18 protein-coding genes and 1 pseudogene are annotated in these 19,527 nt (G+C 47.7%); 15 read left to right on the forward strand and 4 right to left on the reverse strand.

Features of this window, described 5'->3' with window-relative positions; genetic code table 11:
* Positions 1 to 578 precede the first annotated feature (578 nt).
* The 8 genes from infC to KQJ23_RS08760 all read left to right on the forward strand — a co-directional run bounded on the left by infC (position 579) and on the right by KQJ23_RS08760 (position 7,285).
* Complete coding sequence (infC, locus tag KQJ23_RS08725) at positions 579 to 1,073, forward strand: translation initiation factor IF-3 (RefSeq protein WP_044477581.1); 495 nt, start codon at positions 579 to 581, stop codon at positions 1,071 to 1,073.
* 34 nt (positions 1,074 to 1,107) lie between these two features.
* On the forward strand, positions 1,108 to 1,308 hold the full coding sequence (gene rpmI, locus KQJ23_RS08730) for a 50S ribosomal protein L35 (RefSeq protein WP_044477582.1): 201 nt from the start codon (positions 1,108 to 1,110) through the stop codon (positions 1,306 to 1,308).
* A 33-nt stretch (positions 1,309 to 1,341) separates the two neighbouring features.
* The gene (gene rplT, locus KQJ23_RS08735) at positions 1,342 to 1,701 is read left to right on the forward strand and encodes a 50S ribosomal protein L20 (protein ID WP_216478459.1); all 360 of its coding nucleotides are present in this window, start codon (positions 1,342 to 1,344) and stop codon (positions 1,699 to 1,701) included.
* 317 nt (positions 1,702 to 2,018) lie between these two features.
* Positions 2,019 to 3,098, forward strand: a complete 1,080-nt coding sequence (locus KQJ23_RS08740) for a BMP family lipoprotein (RefSeq protein ID WP_216478460.1) — start codon at positions 2,019 to 2,021, stop codon at positions 3,096 to 3,098.
* 123 nt (positions 3,099 to 3,221) lie between these two features.
* Complete coding sequence (locus KQJ23_RS08745) at positions 3,222 to 4,766, forward strand: ABC transporter ATP-binding protein (protein WP_216478461.1); 1,545 nt, start codon at positions 3,222 to 3,224, stop codon at positions 4,764 to 4,766.
* The gene (locus KQJ23_RS08750; protein ID WP_216478462.1) at positions 4,759 to 5,832 is read left to right on the forward strand and encodes an ABC transporter permease; all 1,074 of its coding nucleotides are present in this window, start codon (positions 4,759 to 4,761) and stop codon (positions 5,830 to 5,832) included. Before KQJ23_RS08745 ends, KQJ23_RS08750 begins: the two co-directional genes overlap by 8 nt.
* 1 nt (position 5,833) lies before the next feature.
* A complete protein-coding gene (locus tag KQJ23_RS08755) occupies positions 5,834 to 6,793 on the forward strand; it encodes an ABC transporter permease (protein ID WP_216478463.1) in 960 nt (319 codons plus the stop codon).
* A 162-nt stretch (positions 6,794 to 6,955) separates the two neighbouring features.
* On the forward strand, positions 6,956 to 7,285 hold the full coding sequence (locus tag KQJ23_RS08760) for a hypothetical protein (protein WP_216478464.1): 330 nt from the start codon (positions 6,956 to 6,958) through the stop codon (positions 7,283 to 7,285).
* Positions 7,286 to 7,288: 3 nt separating this feature from the next.
* Here KQJ23_RS08760 and KQJ23_RS08765 read toward each other — a convergent pair whose 3' ends face one another.
* Positions 7,289 to 7,744 (reverse strand): GNAT family N-acetyltransferase, encoded by a 456-nt coding sequence (locus tag KQJ23_RS08765; protein ID WP_216478465.1) that lies wholly within the window; start codon positions 7,742 to 7,744, stop codon positions 7,289 to 7,291.
* Between the two features lie 715 nt (positions 7,745 to 8,459).
* Between KQJ23_RS08765 and ilvB the strand changes: the two genes are divergently transcribed.
* From ilvB to KQJ23_RS08795, 6 genes are all read left to right on the forward strand, one after another.
* Complete coding sequence (gene ilvB, locus KQJ23_RS08770; RefSeq protein ID WP_216478466.1) at positions 8,460 to 10,202, forward strand: biosynthetic-type acetolactate synthase large subunit; 1,743 nt, start codon at positions 8,460 to 8,462, stop codon at positions 10,200 to 10,202.
* A 4-nt stretch (positions 10,203 to 10,206) separates the two neighbouring features.
* Complete coding sequence (gene ilvN, locus KQJ23_RS08775; protein ID WP_374705659.1) at positions 10,207 to 10,689, forward strand: acetolactate synthase small subunit; 483 nt, start codon at positions 10,207 to 10,209, stop codon at positions 10,687 to 10,689.
* A gap of 150 nt (positions 10,690 to 10,839) precedes the next feature.
* Entirely contained in the window at positions 10,840 to 11,832 is a 993-nt protein-coding gene (gene ilvC / locus KQJ23_RS08780) for a ketol-acid reductoisomerase (protein ID WP_216478467.1), read from the forward strand.
* A 434-nt stretch (positions 11,833 to 12,266) separates the two neighbouring features.
* Complete coding sequence (leuB, locus tag KQJ23_RS08785; RefSeq protein ID WP_044477593.1) at positions 12,267 to 13,346, forward strand: 3-isopropylmalate dehydrogenase; 1,080 nt, start codon at positions 12,267 to 12,269, stop codon at positions 13,344 to 13,346.
* Between the two features lie 178 nt (positions 13,347 to 13,524).
* Positions 13,525 to 13,935, forward strand: coding sequence for a hypothetical protein (locus KQJ23_RS08790; protein ID WP_216478468.1), 411 nt, complete (start codon positions 13,525 to 13,527; stop codon positions 13,933 to 13,935).
* Positions 13,936 to 14,260: 325 nt separating this feature from the next.
* Positions 14,261 to 15,367: an ATP-binding protein gene (locus KQJ23_RS08795; RefSeq protein ID WP_216478469.1), complete on the forward strand. Its 1,107-nt coding sequence runs from the start codon at positions 14,261 to 14,263 to the stop codon at positions 15,365 to 15,367.
* A gap of 57 nt (positions 15,368 to 15,424) precedes the next feature.
* On the opposite strand, the gene KQJ23_RS08800 is transcribed toward KQJ23_RS08795, so the two are convergent.
* From KQJ23_RS08800 to KQJ23_RS08810, 3 genes and pseudogenes are all read right to left on the reverse strand, one after another.
* Entirely contained in the window at positions 15,425 to 15,601 is a 177-nt protein-coding gene (locus tag KQJ23_RS08800) for a FeoB-associated Cys-rich membrane protein (protein ID WP_216478470.1), read from the reverse strand.
* Between the two features lie 18 nt (positions 15,602 to 15,619).
* A pseudogene (gene feoB, locus KQJ23_RS08805) lies at positions 15,620 to 17,637 on the reverse strand (ferrous iron transport protein B).
* Complete coding sequence (locus KQJ23_RS08810; protein WP_216478471.1) at positions 17,634 to 17,876, reverse strand: FeoA family protein; 243 nt, start codon at positions 17,874 to 17,876, stop codon at positions 17,634 to 17,636. Before KQJ23_RS08810 ends, feoB begins: the two are co-directional and overlap by 4 nt.
* A gap of 193 nt (positions 17,877 to 18,069) precedes the next feature.
* Here KQJ23_RS08810 and KQJ23_RS08815 point away from each other — a divergent pair, with 193 nt between their 5' ends.
* A complete protein-coding gene (locus KQJ23_RS08815) occupies positions 18,070 to 19,032 on the forward strand; it encodes an aldolase catalytic domain-containing protein (protein WP_216478472.1) in 963 nt (320 codons plus the stop codon).
* The last annotated feature ends 495 nt before the right edge of the window (positions 19,033 to 19,527 follow it).

Genomic DNA, 19,527 nt, shown 5'->3' on the forward strand with positions numbered 1-19,527 from the left:
TTGAAATGTCCAAACAAGCAATTTTGTACAATTATTCGTACAAAATGAGTTCGTATAGTACTATAATGTACTTTTTATATGAAGAATCGTATAAAACTTGTTTTATCGACGGTGATGGTTCGTACAGAAGATTACACTGAAAAGCTAATGGGGACTAGTGGGGGTTAAGGTGGATCGAGTTTGAATCAAGTAAGCGTCTTTAGGGCAGCTTTTGATCATTTTGATTACGTGGTGTGGTATTTCAAAGGTAAACTGACCTAACAGCAGAGGATGCCCGAATTTGTATCCTTATCTTATATCTTTATCGTGTTTCCTCATCTTATTTCCTTTCGCTTGACAATGATCTGCTTGCTGTGTTAAAGTATTTGAGTATTGCAACAACAACAGTTTTGGATTGCAAGCAGAGGCTCGTGCTTCTCACCTGACCGACGATGGCGTTGGCTGGTATTGATCCAATGATTTATGAATGCTTATGTTCATGATGAATTGACGATCAGACAGGATGCGGGCGCCTAAACCTGCATCCCTTTTTTATTGAACCTAATCAATGGAGGTGGAGAATTATCAGTAAGGAACATATGATCAATGATGAAATTCGGGTGAAGGAAGTTCGTCTGGTTGGACCTGAGGGTGAACAGATCGGAATTAAGCCTACCCGTGAAGCGCTGCAAATGGCAATTGATTTGAATCTGGATCTCGTCAACGTAGCACCGACGGCTAAGCCGCCTGTCTGCCGCATCATGGATTACGGAAAATTCCGTTATGAGCAGCAGAAGAAAGAAAAGGAAGCCCGTAAGAACCAGAAGATCGTGGACATCAAGGAAGTTTGGTTCCGTGCCAATATTGAGGAACACGACTTTCAAACGAAGCTTCGCAATGTGGTTAAGTTCTTGAATGAAGGCGACAAGGTAAAATGCTCGGTTCGCTTCCGCGGCCGTGAAATTACCCATGCCGATATCGGTAAGAAAATTCTTGATCGCGTCAAGGAAGAGGTTGCTGAGATCTCTGCCGTAGAACGTCTTCCAAAACTGGAAGGCCGCAGCATGATTATGATTCTGGCGCCTAAAAGCTAAGCATATTGAACACAAACTATGAGGGGGAAGTACCATGCCTAAAATGAAAACTCACAGCAGTCTGAAAGACCGCTTCAAAATTACCGGTTCCGGTAAAGTAAGACGTTACAAAGCAAACCGCAATCACTTGCTGTCCCATAAGTCCAAACGCGCAAAACGTGTATTGGCAAACAGCCCTGTGGCTTATTCCGGTGACGTTAGCCGTTTGAAACAACAACTTGCAAACTTGAAATAATCATTTACACAACTTATTGGGAGGTTTATTGATATGGCAAGAGTAAAAGGCGGATTTGTAGTTCGTCGTCGTCATAAAAAAGTATTGAAGCTGGCAAAGGGTTATTTTGGTTCGAAACATCGTATTTACAAAACTGCTAATGAGCAAGTTATGAAATCGATGCAATATGCATACCGGGATCGCCGCACGAAGAAACGCGACTTCCGTAAGCTTTGGATCGTTCGTATTAATGCGGCTGCCCGCATGAACGGCTTGTCCTACAGCAAATTGATGCACGGCCTTAAGCTGGCTGACGTCAACATCAACCGCAAAATGCTGGCTGATCTGGCTGTGAATGATATTAATGCGTTCAATTCCTTGGCTACTGTAGCCAAAGAAAAAATCAACGCTTAATTTATGAAACCTATACCGCCGTCACAGAATGACTTGAGTCATTCCGGTGACGGCGGTTTTATTATGATGCGTGAAAAATGTAAAAATGGGCACGATGAAGATAGGGTCTTTTATAAGGAAGAAACCTGCCTCAGAAGACAGAAGTTCACATCTACCAAACATGGGATGGGAACTGTGTCGAAAGGAAGCGTTTGCTTTTACAAAAAGACGAAACTTATTTAACCATAGGTTATTAAAAGTATGGATTTTAGGTGTTTTTAAGGGTATAATCGGTCTGTGCAGAAATGGACAAAATTTTTAAGGGGGATTATACGTTAATGAACAAGGTCTTCAAGTATTCTCTAGTCATGGTGCTCGCACTGACAATGGTTCTGACAGGATGCGGCAACAACAGCAAGAACAATGCGGCAAACAACACTTCTGATAATGGTGCTGCTACCAACAATTCCGGCGGCGCTGGCAACAGTGGTGACAAGGCTTCCAACATCAAGATCGGCCTTGTAACTGACGTAGGCGGCGTAAACGACAAATCCTTTAACGAATCCGCTTGGGAAGCTCTGGAAGCATTGAATGCTGAGCAAGGTATCCAGCATCAATATCTTCAAAGTACAACAAGCGCGGATTATATTCCTAACCTGAACGAATTCGTTCAAGGCGGATTTGATCTGACTTGGGGAATTGGCTTTGACCTGGGCGATGCTGTTAAACAAGTGGCGGACGCTAATCCAAATGCGAAGCTTGCCATTATCGACGCGGTAGTTGAAGCTGCCAACGTTGAATCTGTAACCTTTGCCGAGAACGAAGGATCCTTCCTCGTGGGTGTGGTTGCTGGTCTTACTACAAAGACAAATAAGATCGGCTTCATCGGCGGTATGGAAAGCCCGGTTATCAAGCGCTTTGAAGTTGGCTTCAAGGCAGGGATTGAAGCGGTTAATCCTGATGCAAAGCTGACGATTACTTATGCAGGCGCCTATGACAAGCCTGACGTTGGTAAATCCTTGGCAAGCCAATTGTTCGATGACGGCGCGGACATTATTTTCCCAGCTGCCGGACAAACAGGCAACGGCGTATTTAACGAAGCAACTGCACGTAACGCTGCCGGTGGTGCCAACAAATTGTGGGTTATCGGCGTAGATAAGGATCAATCGATTGAATTCGGCGACGAAGTAACGCTGACTTCGATGGTTAAACGGGTTGACGTAGCGGTTAAGAACGTATCCCAACAAGTTATTGACGGTACGTTCAAGGGCGGACAAGTTACCAACCTGACTTTGAAGGATGATGGCGTAGGCTTGCCTGAAACTTCGAAGGCGAACGTAAGCCAAGAAATTCTGGACAAGGTCGAAGAGTTCAAACAGAAAATTATCAACGGTGAAATTACAGTTCCTGCTGAATAATACCGTATAGATAAATCTCGAGACCCGTTCCGATATGAAAAATGTAAAGCACAAACAAGCAAGGCCAGTGATGTATAACTGGCCTTGTTGTTTGCTTAAATCCCAAATGATGAGGGTGATTTCATGAGCACTGCGGCTGCGGCTCCTGTGGTCGAGTTGAAGCAAATCACAAAGCGTTTCCCTGGCATTATCGCCAATGACTCTATCAGTTTGACCCTCCGCAAAGGGGAAATTCATGCGCTGCTCGGAGAGAACGGCGCCGGCAAATCGACTTTGATGAATATTCTATTTGGCCTTTATCAGCCAGATGAAGGCACGATTGAAATGAACGGTACACCGGTTACGATTGACAATCCGAATAAGGCAATCAAATACGGAATCGGTATGGTACACCAGCACTTTAAGCTTGTTCAGCCTTTCACGGTGACAGAGAATATCATTCTGGGTATGGAGCCTAAAAAAGGACTAAATATCGACTATAAATCAGCATCCGCACAGGTGGCTAAGCTGTCGGAACAATACGGGCTTCAGGTCAATCCTAACTCGAAGATTCAAGATATTTCGGTAGGAATGCAGCAGCGCGTCGAAATTATGAAAACGTTGTACCGGGGTGCTGATATTTTAATATTTGATGAACCTACTGCGGTATTGACGCCACAGGAAATCGAAGAGTTAATGGCCATTATGCGCCGCTTGGTGGCGGAAGGAAAATCCATTATTCTAATTACGCATAAGTTAAAAGAAATCATGGAAATTTCGGATCGGGTAACGATTATCCGCAGAGGGAAGGTTATTGATACCGTAGATACGGACAAGACCAATCCGAGCGATCTCGCCGAAAAAATGGTCGGACGCAGTGTTTCGTTCAAGATTGACAAGGACGAGCCGAACATTGGCCAGCCTGTACTGGAAATGAATCAGGTGAGAGTGGAAAGCAAGGACGGCGTTTCTCTTCTTAACGGACTTGACCTGGTGGTCAGAGCCGGAGAGGTCGTCGGAATTGCCGGTGTGGACGGGAATGGTCAGACCGAGTTAATCGAGGCCATTACCGGACTGCGCAAGATCAATTCAGGAACGATTACTTTGTCAGGCAGAAGCATTACCAATCTGCCGACGCGGAAAATTATTGAGAGCGGTGTGTCGCATATTCCGGAAGACCGTCACAAGCACGGTCTAGTTTTGGATTTCTCCGTCAAGGAGAATATGATTTTGGAAACCTATTACAAGACTCCCTACAGTAAGGGCGCTTTCCTGGATCAGCGCACGATTGGCGAATATGCAGGAAAGCTAGTCAAAGATTTCGATGTGCGTACGCCGGATATTGAGACAAAGGCTCGTTCCTTGTCCGGAGGGAATCAGCAGAAGGCAATTATTGCGCGGGAAATAGACAAGAATCCCGATTTTCTTATCGCAGCTCAACCTACACGGGGCCTGGATGTAGGCGCCATTGAATTTGTACACAGACAATTAATCGCGCAACGCGATCAGGGGAAAGCTGTTCTTCTTGTCTCATTTGAGCTGGATGAAATCATGAATGTGGCAGACCGGATCGCAGTTATTTATGGCGGCAAGATCGTCGGAGAAGTGTATCCGAAAGATACCAATGATCAGGAACTCGGACTGATGATGGCAGGCTTTATCGATAAAGGGGGACAAAAGGGTGAATAAGCTGCGCAAAATATTTACGCTCGACAGCCTTGTCGTGCCTTTAGTCGCCATTGTGCTGGGCCTGATTGTAGGCGCATTGGTCATGCTGCTCGGGAATTACAATCCGATCGAGGCCTATTCCGCGCTCATTAAACGTGTGGTTGGCAGTCCTTATCATATGGGGGAGACCATTCGTCAGGTCACACCTCTGATCTTTACAGGTCTGGCAGTGGCCTTTGCCTTCCGTTCAGGGATGTTCAACATCGGAGCGGATGGTCAGGTGCTGATCGGAATGACGACAGCTACGGCCGTGTCATTGTCTCTTGATGGGGTACATGCTCTGGTTTCAGTTCCGCTGGCAGTGATCGCGGGTGGTTTTGCAGGCGGATGCTGGGCGGCAATTGCCGGTTTCCTCAAGGCAAAACGGGGAATTAACGAGGTTATTACGACGATCATGCTGAACTGGGTCGCTCTTTACTTCTCCAACTACATTATTCGTCACTTCTTCCTGTTAAAAGGACAGAACCGTTCCGAAGATATTCAGGCATCCGCTTCGATGACCTTCTTGTCTTCCATCTTCGACAATGCCCGTGTCCACTGGGGTACAGTAATTGCACTGATCGCAGCGGCGTTCTTTTATATTTACCTATGGAAAACAAAGCAGGGCTATGAAATGCGAGCTGTAGGCTTTAACCAGCATGCGGCTGAATACGCAGGGATGAACGTGGGCCGCAATGTCATCAAGGCAATGTTCATCAGCGGCGTGTTTGCCGGTCTGGCAGGCACCTTTGAGGTGCTTGGCGTATTCCATTTCCAATCGGTATTTGCCGCTTCTCCGGGGTATGGATTCGATGGGATTGCGGTCGCCTTGCTTGGGATGAACCATCCGATCGGGGTTGTATTTGCGGCCATCCTGTATGGAGGCTTGACTTACGGATCGGCAGGTATGAGCTTTGCCGCCGGAGTTCCGCCTGAGCTTATTAAAATCATTATCGGCTCGATTATTTTCTTCATTGCGGCGCAAGGCATCGTGCGCTTCATCCTAAAGCCGTTTTATCTCAAGCGCAAGAAAGAGAAGGTGCTGTAATATGGACGTTCTTACGCTGTTAGGCCAATTGCTGAACTCGACGCTCGTGTTTTCTACGGCTTTGATCTTTACGGCACTCGGCGGGATTTTCTCTGAACGTTCCGGCGTAGTCAATATCGGACTAGAAGGTCTGATGATTTTCGGCGCATTTGCCGCCGGAGTAGGCACTTATTATGCACAAGAGGCGGGCATGGGAAGCGCAGCCCCCTGGATCGGCGTTATATGCGCAATCTTTGTAGGCATCCTGGGCTCGTTGATCCATGCGTTAGCTTCCGTGACCTTCAAAGCGGATCAGACCATCAGCGGTATCGTCATTAACTTCTTGGCGGCCGGTTTGACCTTGTTTTTTGTGAAGCTGTTGTTTGACGGCTCTGCCGAGACACCGCTGATTAAAGTATTTCATAAACAGGCAATTCCTTTGTTAAGAGAGATTCCGATTATTGGCGAAGGATTCTTTAATTCCTATCCGACCACTTATCTGGCTTTGATTCTGGTTGCAGTAGCGTTCTATGTGCTGTACAAAACGCCGTTCGGCCTTCGCTTGCGCTCGGTGGGTGAATACCCTGGTGCGGCAGATACGCTCGGGGTGAACGTGTCCCGTATGCGCTATATCGGGGTTATGATTTCCGGCGCATTGGCCGGTTTGGGCGGGGCAACGATTACGTTAACAACAACCAGTTTGTTCTCTCACAACACCATTTCCGGACAAGGATATATTGCGATAGCCGCGATGATCTTCGGGAAATGGAATCCGGTGGGGGCCTTTGGTGCAGCTATGTTCTTCGGCTTCTCCCAAGCGATCCGGAACTATGTGCAATTGTTTGAATGGTCCAGAAGTATTCCGCAGGAATTTATCTTTATGATCCCGTATGTACTGACGATTATCGTACTTGTCAGTGCGGTGGGGAGAGCTTCCGCACCGTCTGCGCTCGGGACTCCTTACGATCCGTCCAAACGCTAATGACCCTAGAACTGTATCCCAGGGCCGAATTCCATTTCGGCTTTGCGGATACAGTTTTTTTATGCCCATTTCTCAGTCTCAAGGCGATGGCTCAAACGGCGGCGAAGTCCCGGGAATATAGTAATTTGAACGAGATTACGATATACGAAGGAGGAAGCTGAAATGGCCACGAAGGTGACAAGGAAAGAGGCAGAGAAATGGGTCGGGAAGTCGATCGTCGCTTATAAAAAGGACGGAAGCGTTGTCAGCGGCAAGCTGGTCAAGGTTAGCGGCGGGCGTCTGTACGTACGGCAGAATCCCGGGAAAAAGGTGAAGACTAAGGCAATCATTCCATTGGTCTTGTTTGATTTGCTTGCAATTGGAGCATCGCCGTACGGCTACGGAGGCGGCTATGGCGGTTATGGAGGTTACGGAGGTTATGGTCCGTACGTCGGAGGCGGCTATAGTCCTTATGGATATGGACCAGGCCCTTATGGCGGGGGCATCTGGTAAGGATTATCTTCGGTTAAAGAGCTCTTTTTCCAGTTCAAAGCATTGAGAGGGCTTCATGTAACGAATGGTTTGATATCCTAAATTTCTGTAAAATAAGTGAGCTCTGGTATTGTCGCGGTCTACCATGACCTTTGACTTTACACAGCCGCGTGAGCTGGCGAAATTCTCGGCTTGTGCCAGGAGCGTCTTTCCAAGGCGGTTGCGACGATAGGATGGAGCAACCGCCATCATGTCAATATAGAGCAGTTCCCCATGCATCATGAAGTGAATGAATGCGATAGGATCAGATTCATAATCTTGGGATGCTACAAGTGTAACGCCATGTGATAGCCGTTTGGGCACGTCCTTGACCACTGTCTTCAGTTCGCTTGGAGACAGGTGGGAGAGAGGGACAAGCTCCTTGCAGATCAGATCATGAATGATGGGATCGTCCTGTTTGGGTCTTCTGTATCTAATCATTTCACACATCCTCCTTGCCTAGGCCATTACCCATATCATATGTCGAAAATCTCAAAGCGTTCGTCTTTTGATCACGAAGTGATTCAAGAGGAAAATACGGGATCGAATCTTGCGTTCACCTTCAAAGTCCAAGCGGATGTTTACGAGATATGCTTCCTTTGGAAGCATTTCGCTCATGCAGGGTTTGCCTATATTCCGATCCTCCTTTTTTAGGTTCACGAAATCTTCTCAGTGCTGAAAACCGACTTTTGACCACCGGATAAATCGCCTTACTTTTGTGCACATTAAAATTAAGGTATTGACTCTGAATGTAAACTAATCATATAATGTGTCTAAACATTTTAACGACTATATCAAACGGCTATGATGAGGACGAAGGTTAAGGGCTCTTTGCTCAGAGAGTAGATGGATTTGCTGAGACCATCTGCCATTACCCCTTAAATGCGAGCTCACCTCGGAGCTGTTTTTCTGAAAAGTTGGATACCGGTCCTCCGGCATATCCCGCCTATTAGGAGAAATCGTCGGGTCTGCGTTAAAGACCACGGGTAGTAGCTGGAATGCTATACCCGTCAAGGTCCGATTCCGTGAGGAGTCGGGTAAAAATGGGTGGTACCACGGAAGCAAAGCCTTTCGTCCCTCGGAATAGGAGACTATTCCGGCGGACGGAAGGTTTTTTTGTTATATAAATATCCAATCTTTGGAAGGAGGATGACTGATGAGCGCGCAAATTCCTGAAGTGCGGTCTACAGAACAATTACGTGAGAAATGGATGAAACCGGAAGTGATTTCCGGCTCCGAAATCTTGCTTCGCAGTTTGCTATTGGAAGGTGTCGAATGCGTCTTCGGTTATCCAGGTGGGGCGGTATTGTACATTTACGATGCCCTGTACGGATTTACTGATTTCCACCATTTGCTGACAAGACATGAACAAGGAGCGATTCATGCAGCAGATGGCTATGCACGTGCAAGCGGTAAAGTTGGAGTGTGTATTGCAACCTCCGGCCCGGGTGCAACCAATACGGTCACGGGAATTGCAACAGCTTATATGGATTCAGTGCCCCTCGTGGTGATTACGGGGAACGTCGTGTCAAGCTTGATCGGAACCGATGCTTTCCAAGAAGCCGATATTACCGGGATCACGATGCCGATTACCAAACACAGCTATCTGGTACGAAATGTGGAGGATTTGCCGCGGGTGATTCATGAGGCATTCCACATTGCAAATACAGGCAGAAAGGGTCCGGTACTGATCGATATTCCGAAGGATGTCTCGGCAGCCAAGACCATGTTCGAGCCGGTTCAGAACGTTCATCTGCGCGGCTACCAGCCAACGGTGAAGCCGAACAGAATTCAGCTGGATAAGCTGGCTGCAGCGATCCAAGAATCGGAACGTCCGGTTATCCTGGCCGGCGGGGGTGTCGTCTACGCCGGAGCGCACGAAGCGCTGCTCGAATTCGTAAACATCACTCAAATTCCGATTACCACAACATTGCTTGGCCTTGGAGGTTTCCCGAGCGGGCATGAATTGTGGATGGGAATGCCGGGGATGCACGGTACAGTTACGGCGAACCGTTCCATTCAGGAAGCGGATCTCCTCATCAATCTGGGCGCACGGTTCGATGACCGCGTAACCGGAAAATTGGACGGATTCGCGCCACTTGCAAAAATCGCACATATCGATATTGATCCCGCTGAAATCGGAAAAAATGTGAACACAGATATTCCGATTGTCGGGGATGTCAAGAACGTGCTAGAGCTGCTCATCCCGCTTGTGGCTCGGGCAGGTAAAGCGGACGCTTGGAGAGAGAAGGTTGTAAAATCCAGCCAAGAGAACCCGTTCAAGTATAAGGATTCGGACACGGTCCTCAAGCCGCAATGGGTCATTGAGCTCCTGAATGAAACGACGGAGGGGCAAGCGATTGTAACAACGGACGTAGGTCAGCATCAAATGTGGGCTGCTCAATACTACAAGTTCAATCAGCCTCGCTCCTGGATCACTTCGGGCGGCCTGGGAACGATGGGCTTCGGATTCCCGTCGGCAATCGGGGCCCAGATGGCTGATCCGGACCGGTTGGTTATCTCGATCAATGGCGACGGCGGCATGCAGATGTGTGCTCAGGAGCTGGCGATTTGTGCAATCAACAACATTCCGGTTAAAGTGGTTGTCATCAATAACCAGGTGCTCGGCATGGTGCGGCAATGGCAAGAACTGATCTACGAGAACCGGTACAGCTTCATCGACCTGGCCGGCAGCCCTGACTTTGTGAAGCTTGCCGAGGCCTATGGGGTGAAGGGACTCCGGGCTACGAATAAGGCAGAAGCGAGACAGGCTTGGCAGGAGGCTCTGGATACACCGGGACCGGTGCTTGTGGAATTCGTCGTTGAGAGAGGCGAGAACGTCTATCCGATGGTAACTCAAGGCTCCACAATTGATCAAATGCTGTTGGGGGAAGATTAACATGATGAAGAACCATGCGATATCGGTATTAGTTAATGACCAGCCGGGTGTTCTTCAACGGGTCGCGGGATTGTTCGGACGCCGCGGCTTCAATATTGAGAGTATTACGGTTGGCCAGTCGGAGGAAGAAGGCTTGTCCAGAATGGTCATTGTGACCCAGGGTGATGACAAGACCTTGGAACAGATCGAGAAGCAGCTCTATAAGTTGATTGATGTCATTAAGGTAGTGAACCTTAGCTCGAGACCGATGGTTGGCAGAGAACTTGCATTGATTAAGGTGAAATCAGAGCCTTCGGAGCGTCCGGAAATTATGGGCGTTGTCGAAACCTTCCGCGCTGCGGTAGTCGATATCGGTACGAGCAGCATGATTGTTCAAGTTGTCGGGGATACCGAGAAAATTGATGCCATGATCGAATTGCTTAGTCCTTACGGAATTAAAGAATTGTCCCGGACCGGGGTAACTGCTATGATTCGAGGGAACGCTTAAATCGTAATACCCGTCCTGGTATGGCGGGAGATTGATGAGATCCTTAGCATCGGCAGGGTCCCATGAATCACCCGTCATACAGGCGGCGAAACAATAAAAATTGGGACGTGCCTATGGCACAGACCCGCAAAATATGGGAGGGCTTTAGAGATGGCAGTAACTTTGTACTATGAACAGGATGCAGAACTTAGCGTACTAAAAGGAAAGACAATTGCGATTATCGGTTATGGCAGCCAAGGTCATGCCCATGCGCAAAACCTGCGTGAGAGCGGACTGCAAGTAGTTATCGGTCTTCGCGAAGGTAAATCGTTCAACAAAGCTAAAGAAGACGGCTTCGAAGTTCTCTCTGTTGCAGAAGCAACAAAACGCGCAGATGTTGTACAAATTCTGATGCCTGACGAGACGCAAGCATCCGTGTATCATAGCGAAATTGCACCTAACCTGAAAAAGGGAGCAGCACTGCTGTTTGCACACGGATTTAACGTTCACTTTGGACAAATTGTTCCTTCTCCGGACAACGACGTGCTTCTTGTAGCCCCTAAATCACCAGGGCACATGGTTCGCCGGACTTATGTTGAAGGCTTTGGGGTACCAGGCTTGATTGCAATTCATCAGGATGCAACTGGCAAAGCGAAGGAAATCGGTCTTGCTTATGCAAAAGGCATTGGCTGTACTCGTGCAGGGGTTATCGAGACCTCCTTCCGTGAAGAAACCGAAACAGACCTGTTCGGTGAGCAAGCTGTACTTTGCGGTGGTGTATCCGCATTGATCAAGGCTGGCTTCGAAACGTTGACTGAAGCAGGCTATGCTCCTGAGATGGCTTACTTCGAATGCTTGCATGAACTGAAGCTGATCGTAGACCTGATCTATGAAGGCGGTCTGGCTACAATGCGTGATTCCATCTCCAACACAGCGGAATATGGTGATTATGTAACAGGCCCTCGCATTGTTACTGAAGAGACGAAGAAGGCGATGAAGGCTGTATTGTCCGACATCCAACAAGGTAAATTTGCAAGAGACTTTATCCTGGAGAACCAATCCAACCGTGCCTTCTTGACGGCAACTCGCCGCAACGAAGCTGAACATCCGATTGAAGTTGTGGGTAAAGAGCTTCGCGGCTTGATGCACTGGATCAAGAAGTAATACATCAGGCCCTGCGACATACTGTATGCAGCAGAATGATAAGCACCTGCTTTAAGGCATTACGGGAATAAAGCGGCTGTCAGAGCCTATGTGGATGCCTTGAATCGCCTTTTGGAGAAGCAGGAGCAGAAAAACAGGCTTAGCATCAAAATCGAAATTCTTGTATTATCCCCTGAGCGCTAGCTCCAGGGGATTTTTCTTATCTTTTTTATGATCCCGGGAGAAGCTCACTGTTCCAAAGCAAATTAGACCGGCTTATAGGTTTAACCTATGGAGTTAATAGTTTCTATATCTTTGTAACTCCATGTTATGTATGTTACAACTGAAATAAGATGATACAAGCGAGTTAGATAAGTAGAGTTGAAGGCACTATAGTTGCTTAAATGGTCCAACTTACTACAGATATGAGCTATCCATGAAAGGGAGTTGTAATTATGGCAGAAGTGAAGAAGATTGCAGTCATCGCCGGAGACGGTATCGGTCCGGAGGTTGTTGCAGAAGCGGAGAAGGTTCTTAAGCGGACAGAGGAGCTGTTCGGCTATCGCTTTGAAACCGAGCATGCTTTGTTCGGAGGAATTGCAATTGACGAGAAGGGAACTCCGCTTCCGGAGGAGACTCTGGCAGTGTGCCGCAAGGCGGACGCAGTACTCCTTGGTGCTGTCGGCGGTCCGAAATGGGATAATAATCCGAAGGAGCTTCGTCCGGAGACAGGACTTTTGGGCATTCGCAAGGCATTGGGGCTCTTTTCCAATCTTCGTCCTGCTGTCGTATTTGACTGCTTGAAGGATGCCTCCACCTTAAAGCCGGAGGTGCTGGAAGGAACCGATTTGATGGTTGTACGCGAGCTTACAGGAGGCATTTATTTCGGTGAGAAATACCGCCGTGATACTGACCAAGGGCAAGAAGCGGTTGATACATGCGCCTATAACGTATCCGAGGTTGAGCGTATTGTGCGTCAAGCATTCGAGATTGCACAGAAGCGCCGGAAGAAGCTCGCTTCCGTGGATAAGGCGAATGTGCTGGAGACTTCCCGCTTGTGGCGTGAAGTGGTGAACCGGGTCGCTCCGGAATATCCGGACGTTGAACTCGAGCATGTGCTCGTCGATAACTGTGCGATGCAGCTGTTAAGACGGCCTTCCAGCTTTGATGTCATTGTGACCGAGAATATGTTCGGAGATATTTTGAGTGATGAAGCGGCTATGCTGACAGGCTCGATCGGTATGCTGTCATCGGCATCGCTTGGAGAAGGCAGCTTTGGCTTGTACGAGCCAGTCCATGGCTCCGCACCGGATATTGCGGGTCAGAATCTGGCGAATCCGATTGCAACCATCTTGTCCGTAGCCCTGATGTTCCGGATGACCTTCGGATATGCGGATGCAGCGGATGCGATTGAGCGCGCGGTGGCGGATGTACTGAACGCCGGGCACCGTACAGGCGATATTGCAGTCGACAAGAGCAAGGCGATCGGCACAGTTGCCATGGGAGACCTGATCGTCGCAGCAATGTCCAAGTAAAGAAGCCATCGCCGTCAACGAGTTGACTTCGCAATTGCCCGGTGCTACCATGTGAGTTGATTATTCTTTATTCAGTCCGATTGAGGCATCATTAACCGGCCTTTAGAATAAAGTAGATGCAATAACATATTAGGGTTCAGGAATGAATTTTCCTGATTTGCTGAAAGGGTGACGGGGAATGAGTTTTTGCTGTGGAGCGAGTATGCTGGGCACGAAAGGGACGTTGAAGCATTATCGTACTCAGGTACACAATGTTCCCCTCCTGTTTTGCCCTGTTTGCCATCGGGTGGAGGTTCATTACAAGGTTGAAAATGAGTACGAGGTATTGGCAGAATATGCGCATAGTGACGGCCTGTCCGAAATCGATTTCCAGGATTTTAGCATGGAGGACGAAGATGAAATCTTCGGCAACTGTGTAAACCGGGAGGATGAGGATCCGCTCGACATTGTCCAGAGTCAGATTGACCTGTCGCTGGATTTGCTCTCTGTCGCCGTTCAACTTGGCGATCCAGAATGGGAAGCGGAGTTGAAGCGAAGACTCGCTGTCATGAGCCGCCGAAGAATGAAGCTGTTGCAAAAACATAGCTGATAAAGAAGAGCCGTCATCTCAAGGATCACTTCCTTGAATGGCGGTTCTTCCTTATTCGAAGGGAATAACGGCTGCAAATCGCAATACTTTTTTTGGGATTTGTGTTTATTTGAGAGTATCCCCTCTTTTTCGACAGTATCTCTGATTGACGTTAATTGGAAAAGTTTACTATGATTGAAATAGTCAATTACATATAGGACAGGCTCTATATACAGTTTCATAAGTGAGCAAGATTGTGTTCCAGGAAAAGGCGGATGTTTCGTTTCATGATCGTTAGTGTCGTTTATGGCAGGAGAGATCATTAGGAGACAAAGGGGGAACCAGCTTGTTAGGCGAATTTCAAGAGACACTGCTCCAATCTGTAAAAGCATTTCAATCAACGGAATTAGTCATGAATAAATATGAGAATGTACTTCAGCATTTGGACAGCGGGATTATGCTGTTTGACGCAGATGGAACCATGACCTTTATAAATGTCCGGATGGCCCGGCTGCTTGAACTGCCCCGCCAGTCACTGATTGGCTGTAATCTGGCCCAGTTGCTGAAGCATCCCGGCATTAGTCATTACAAGAGGAAGAAGATTATCGGGTTGTATCGGGAGACGATTGTATATCGAAAGAAAAATTTTGAGTTTATGGATGAATACGGACGATATTGGCTTGCGACAATTACGTATAGTGATGAGATGGACGGAGATTACCTGGTGAGTGTCAAGGATGTCTCCGAGTTCAAACAGATTGAGGAAACCGCTTACCAGAATGATAAGCTGGCGATGCTGGGGAAAATATCGGCCGCCATCGCTCACGAGATTCGCAATCCATTGACTGCGATTCGCGGCTTTATCCAGCTGCTCAAGCCTCATCTTGTTCAACTTGGCAGAGAGGAATATGCGCAGATCATTCTTAGTGAGATTGACCGTGCCAACGATATCATTTATGAGTTTCTAAATTCTTCGAAGCCTTCGACTCCGCAGAAGAGCGTAATCAGTGTTGCTTCCCTGTTGAAGGAGGTTGTCCTTTTGACAGAGAGTGAGGCTCTGATGAAGGGGTGCGAGATCGGCATTAAGGAAATTGCCCCTCAGATGAATATTGCTGTGGATGTGAAGCAAATCAAGCAAGTACTCCTTAACATAATCAAGAATGCAATGGAAGCAATCGAGGAGGTAGGCAGCGAGCACTCCGGTCAGATTGAAGTAAAGGCTGAGCTGGAAGAGAAGTACGTCAATATTTCAATTCGGGATAATGGAAAAGGAATGGACAAAGCGATGCTGGCAAGACTGTTCTCTCCCTTCTTTACAACGAAGGAGAAGGGAACCGGGCTTGGCCTATCGGTCAGCTATAGAATTATTAAAAATCATCGGGGAACGATATTTGCCGATAGCATCAAGGGGGCTGGCACGATCTTTGTGATCTCGCTTCCTTTGGCTACCTGAATACAAGACCTGCGCCGCACAGTAGCGGTCGCAGGTTTTTTAATATGCATATCTTATTCATCCCGCAGGAGGCTGCTTGCTCGATGATGAAGCCGGATCACAACAGGAAGCTGCACAGGATTGTTGTTGAGCGCAGGCTGCGCAGGCCCCTTGCTTCCGCTTTCGAATACCCCGGTAAAAAGCAAATCCAGCATAAGCGAACACAATCGTCAGGATCACGATATCAGCGATCATTCGTTCATCTTCCTTCCATTAAAAGATCAGCTTGCCCCCTTGATAAATAACGATCGATACGAGATATGCAAGCAGCAGAGCATATACTACCGAAAACGCAGTCCACTTCCAGGAGGAGGTTTCCTTCCGAAGGACACCCACGGTTGCCAGACAAGGCGTATATAACAGTATAAATGACATGAAGCTGTAAGCCTGAAGCGGAGTAAAGGCAGATGAAATTTGGACTTGCAGTCCGTTTATATCCGGTACATGGTAAATGATATTCATGGTTGAGACGACGACTTCTTTGGCCATAAAACCAGTAATTAATGCAGCGCCAGCTTGCCAGGTTCCGAAACCAACAGGTTGAAGCAGAGTGGCGATCATCCCGCCGATGTAGGCGAGGAAGCTATCGTCCATGGATTCGGCTACTCCTCCGGGCCCAAGGTAAGACATCATCCAGATCAGAACAGAGCCGGCAAGAATAAATGTACCAGCTTTGCGAAGGAATCCTTTTCCCTTCTCCCAGGTACTACGGAATAATGTCCGTCCTTGCGGCAGACGGTAGGGAGGAAGCTCAATAAAGTAGAAGGATTTTTGATTCTTAAAGATAGTTTTGGAGAACAGTTTGGCAAGCAGCAAAGTGAGAAGAATACCAAGGATATATAGAGAGAAGACAACTAGAGCTTGCGATTCGGCAAAAAACACACCGGCAAATAAGGCATACACAGGAAGTCTGGCGGAACATGACATTAATGGCACCAGCAGCATCGTTAAGGTACGTTCCTTTTCCTGTTCAATCCCTCTGGAAGCCATAATTGCAGGCACGTTACAACCAAATCCAATGATAAATGGAATCAGCGACTTTCCGTTCAATCCGACCATTTCCATCAACCGGTCCATCATTACCGTAATCCGGCCATATAGCCGGTGTCTTCAATGAAGGAAATGATCAGAAACATGATGAAGATTTGCGGCATGAATACCAAGACACCGCCAACTCCTGCCACAATGCCGTCTAATATTAATGCCATAGTGAACCCGGAGACATTTAGAGCCTCAAGGGCTCCTGAAATTAAATTGCTCAGGGGTCCCGAAATAAAGGCATCCAGCATATCGGACAACGGATTCCCGAGCCAGTCAAACGTTAGTTTGAAGGTAAAGTACATAAAGGCTAAGAAGAGGGGGACTCCCCAAAACGGATGCAGGGCAAAGTGATCGATATGATCAGTCAGTGTCGTGCGGGCCTTTGGCTGGGTAATTACCGTACTTTTCAAAATTTCGTGAATGCGCTCCATGCGTACGGATCTCAAGTAGGCAGTCAGTGTCATGGATGGGTATGCTACTGCTAGCGATTGCTCGGTCCTGTCAAGAATAGCATCCAGACGAAGGGAACAATCGCCGTCTATTTTCAGGGAATTACGAACAGCTTGGTTGTTCTCGAGCAACTGGAGCGCAGCCCAACGCATTGAGAGACTTGGATTAGGGACAAATTCCGCTAATTCCCGGGAAATATCAAGGATAGCCTGTTCAACCACCTCACCGTAATTAAGAACCCAGTGCGGGCCCGCGGTCTGCAAGGAAATGTGGCTCATAAGCTCCAATAACTCAGGACTCCCTTTTCCCGTCCGTGCAATCAATGGAATTACTGGAACCCCCAGCATGCTGGATAATGCCTCGAGCTGAATATGGATTCCACGGGATTGAGCAACATCCATCATATTTAAGCCGATCAGAAGGGGCTTGCCGTATTCAAGCATTTGTAAGGTGAGGTAGAGATTTCGTTCCAGTTGGGAGGCATCCACAATATTTATGATTGCTGTAGGCTCCTGGTCGACCAAAAATGTTGCAACCACGCCTTCATCTCTGGACACAGGATTCAGGGAATAAACACCGGGCAGATCTGTAATAGAACCTGTCTTATTGCGAAGCAGGCCTACTTTCTTCTCAACCGTGACACCGGACCAGTTGCCTACATACTGATATGAACTTGTCAGCGTATTAAACAACGAGGTTTTTCCTGTGTTTGGATTTCCGATCAATGCGGCATTGTTCAAGATCCGGACACCTCGATCCGTGCAGCCTCTCTTCTGCGGATACTGAGGAGTTGACCGCGATATTCAAGCAATACAGGTCCGCCCCATAGACAGTAACGCTTGACGGTGATGCTTGCGCCCTCATGAATGCCAAGGTCTGCAAGTCTCCGCCGCAGCATAGGGTCGATATGTATCAGCTTCGAGATTATAGCGGAATGACCAGGTTTTAACCGAATCAGATGTTCTGAACTGGGCTGCATTGTTTTCCCTCCATTACATATTTCGATATTGATAATCACTCTCAAACGGGATCAATATACAAGATACTTATGGAATTAACTGTGAAAATAGTCACATAAAACAATAAAAGAAATGGCTTTACGTCTTTACTTTTGCTTTTCTCTTCAAGTAAGATGGTAGATAAAACACGCACAGAGAAGGGACACGGTACAGATGAAAGAAAACCAATGCAAAATCGTAGACTGTACAATTCGAGACGGGGGACTTGTTAATAACTGGGACTTCAGTGTTGAGTTTGTTCAAAAATTATATGCAGGCTTGAACGAGGCCGGCGTCGATTATATGGAAATCGGATATAAAAACTCTCCTAAGCTGTTGAAGGGAGCTGACGAGGCCGGACCTTGGCGTTTTCTAAATGATGATTTCCTGAAAAAGGTCATTCCGAATAAAGGGAATACGAAGCTCTCTGCACTGGTGGATATCGGACGAGTAGATGAGAATGATATTTTGCCGCGCAGTGAAAGCTTGCTTGATCTGATTCGGGTTGCCTGTTATGTGAAGGATGTGGACAAGGCCTTGAAGCTTGTTCAGACTTTTCATGACCGCGGATATGAGACAACCATTAATATTATGGCGCTGTCCAACGTTATGGAGCATGAGCTGCTTGAGGCGTTCGACATGATCAAGAACAGTGTCGTGGATGTCGTATATATTGTAGATTCTTATGGCAGTCTGGACTATAAAGACATGGAGCTTTTGGTGAATAAGTTCAAGCAGCATCTGCCGAACAAGCGTCTGGGCGTTCATACGCACAACAATTTGCAGCTCGCATTTTCCAACACGCTTGTCGCTGCGGATTTGGGCGTCGAGCTGCTTGATGCTTCTGTCTACGGTATGGGACGTGCCGCAGGCAATTGTCCTACGGAGCTGTTAGTCACCCATCTGAAAAATACGAATTACCAGCTGCGTCCTGTACTGGAGGTATTGGAGCAACTGCTGGTTCCTTTGCGGGAGAAGGAAGAATGGGGATATCTGATCCCCTACATGATTACAGGAAGTCTGGATGAGCATCCGCGATCGGCAATGGCCCTGCGCGCCGCTGAGGACAAGGACAAATCGGTCGATTTCTATGATAAGCTGACCACACCGGAAGTCGGATTCGACAAGAACAAGTAAGCATTGTGCTGAATAGGGCCATCCCAAGAGACTTGATCTGGAGGGAGGCCCTATTTATGTTAGGAGACCGGCATATCGCCGGATTTATGCTGACAGGTGCAGTGTTGCATTGCAGTATCGGGAGAACAGTTAAACATTAGGGCGAGTTAGAGAGGGCAACGTGTAAAGAGTTGTTACGATCGCTGTTGTTCGCGGATTTCTTTAATTGGACTAAGTTCTGACAAGGAAGAAATCCGCTCACAAAGGCGACCGCTCTGCTTCTTCACAACCCTTTACACTTATGCCCTTTGCAATTCAACCATAATGCAGTTTGCACAGGGTGCGCCTAAACTGCAATGCAATATGCTGCGCTGCAATAGGCTTGCCTCCCGTGGCATGTCAGCAGGATATGCGCGCAAGCCTTGGTTAAAGCGCGGGGCAATTGTCCGATTCGCTTTACGCGTGAACATGATGGCAAGCCGACGCGTGCCTGGAGTACCGCCTCGTTTCACGATG

Source organism: Paenibacillus brevis, assembly GCF_018919145.1.
GTDB classification, from domain to species: Bacteria; Bacillota; Bacilli; order Paenibacillales; family Paenibacillaceae; genus Fontibacillus; species Fontibacillus brevis.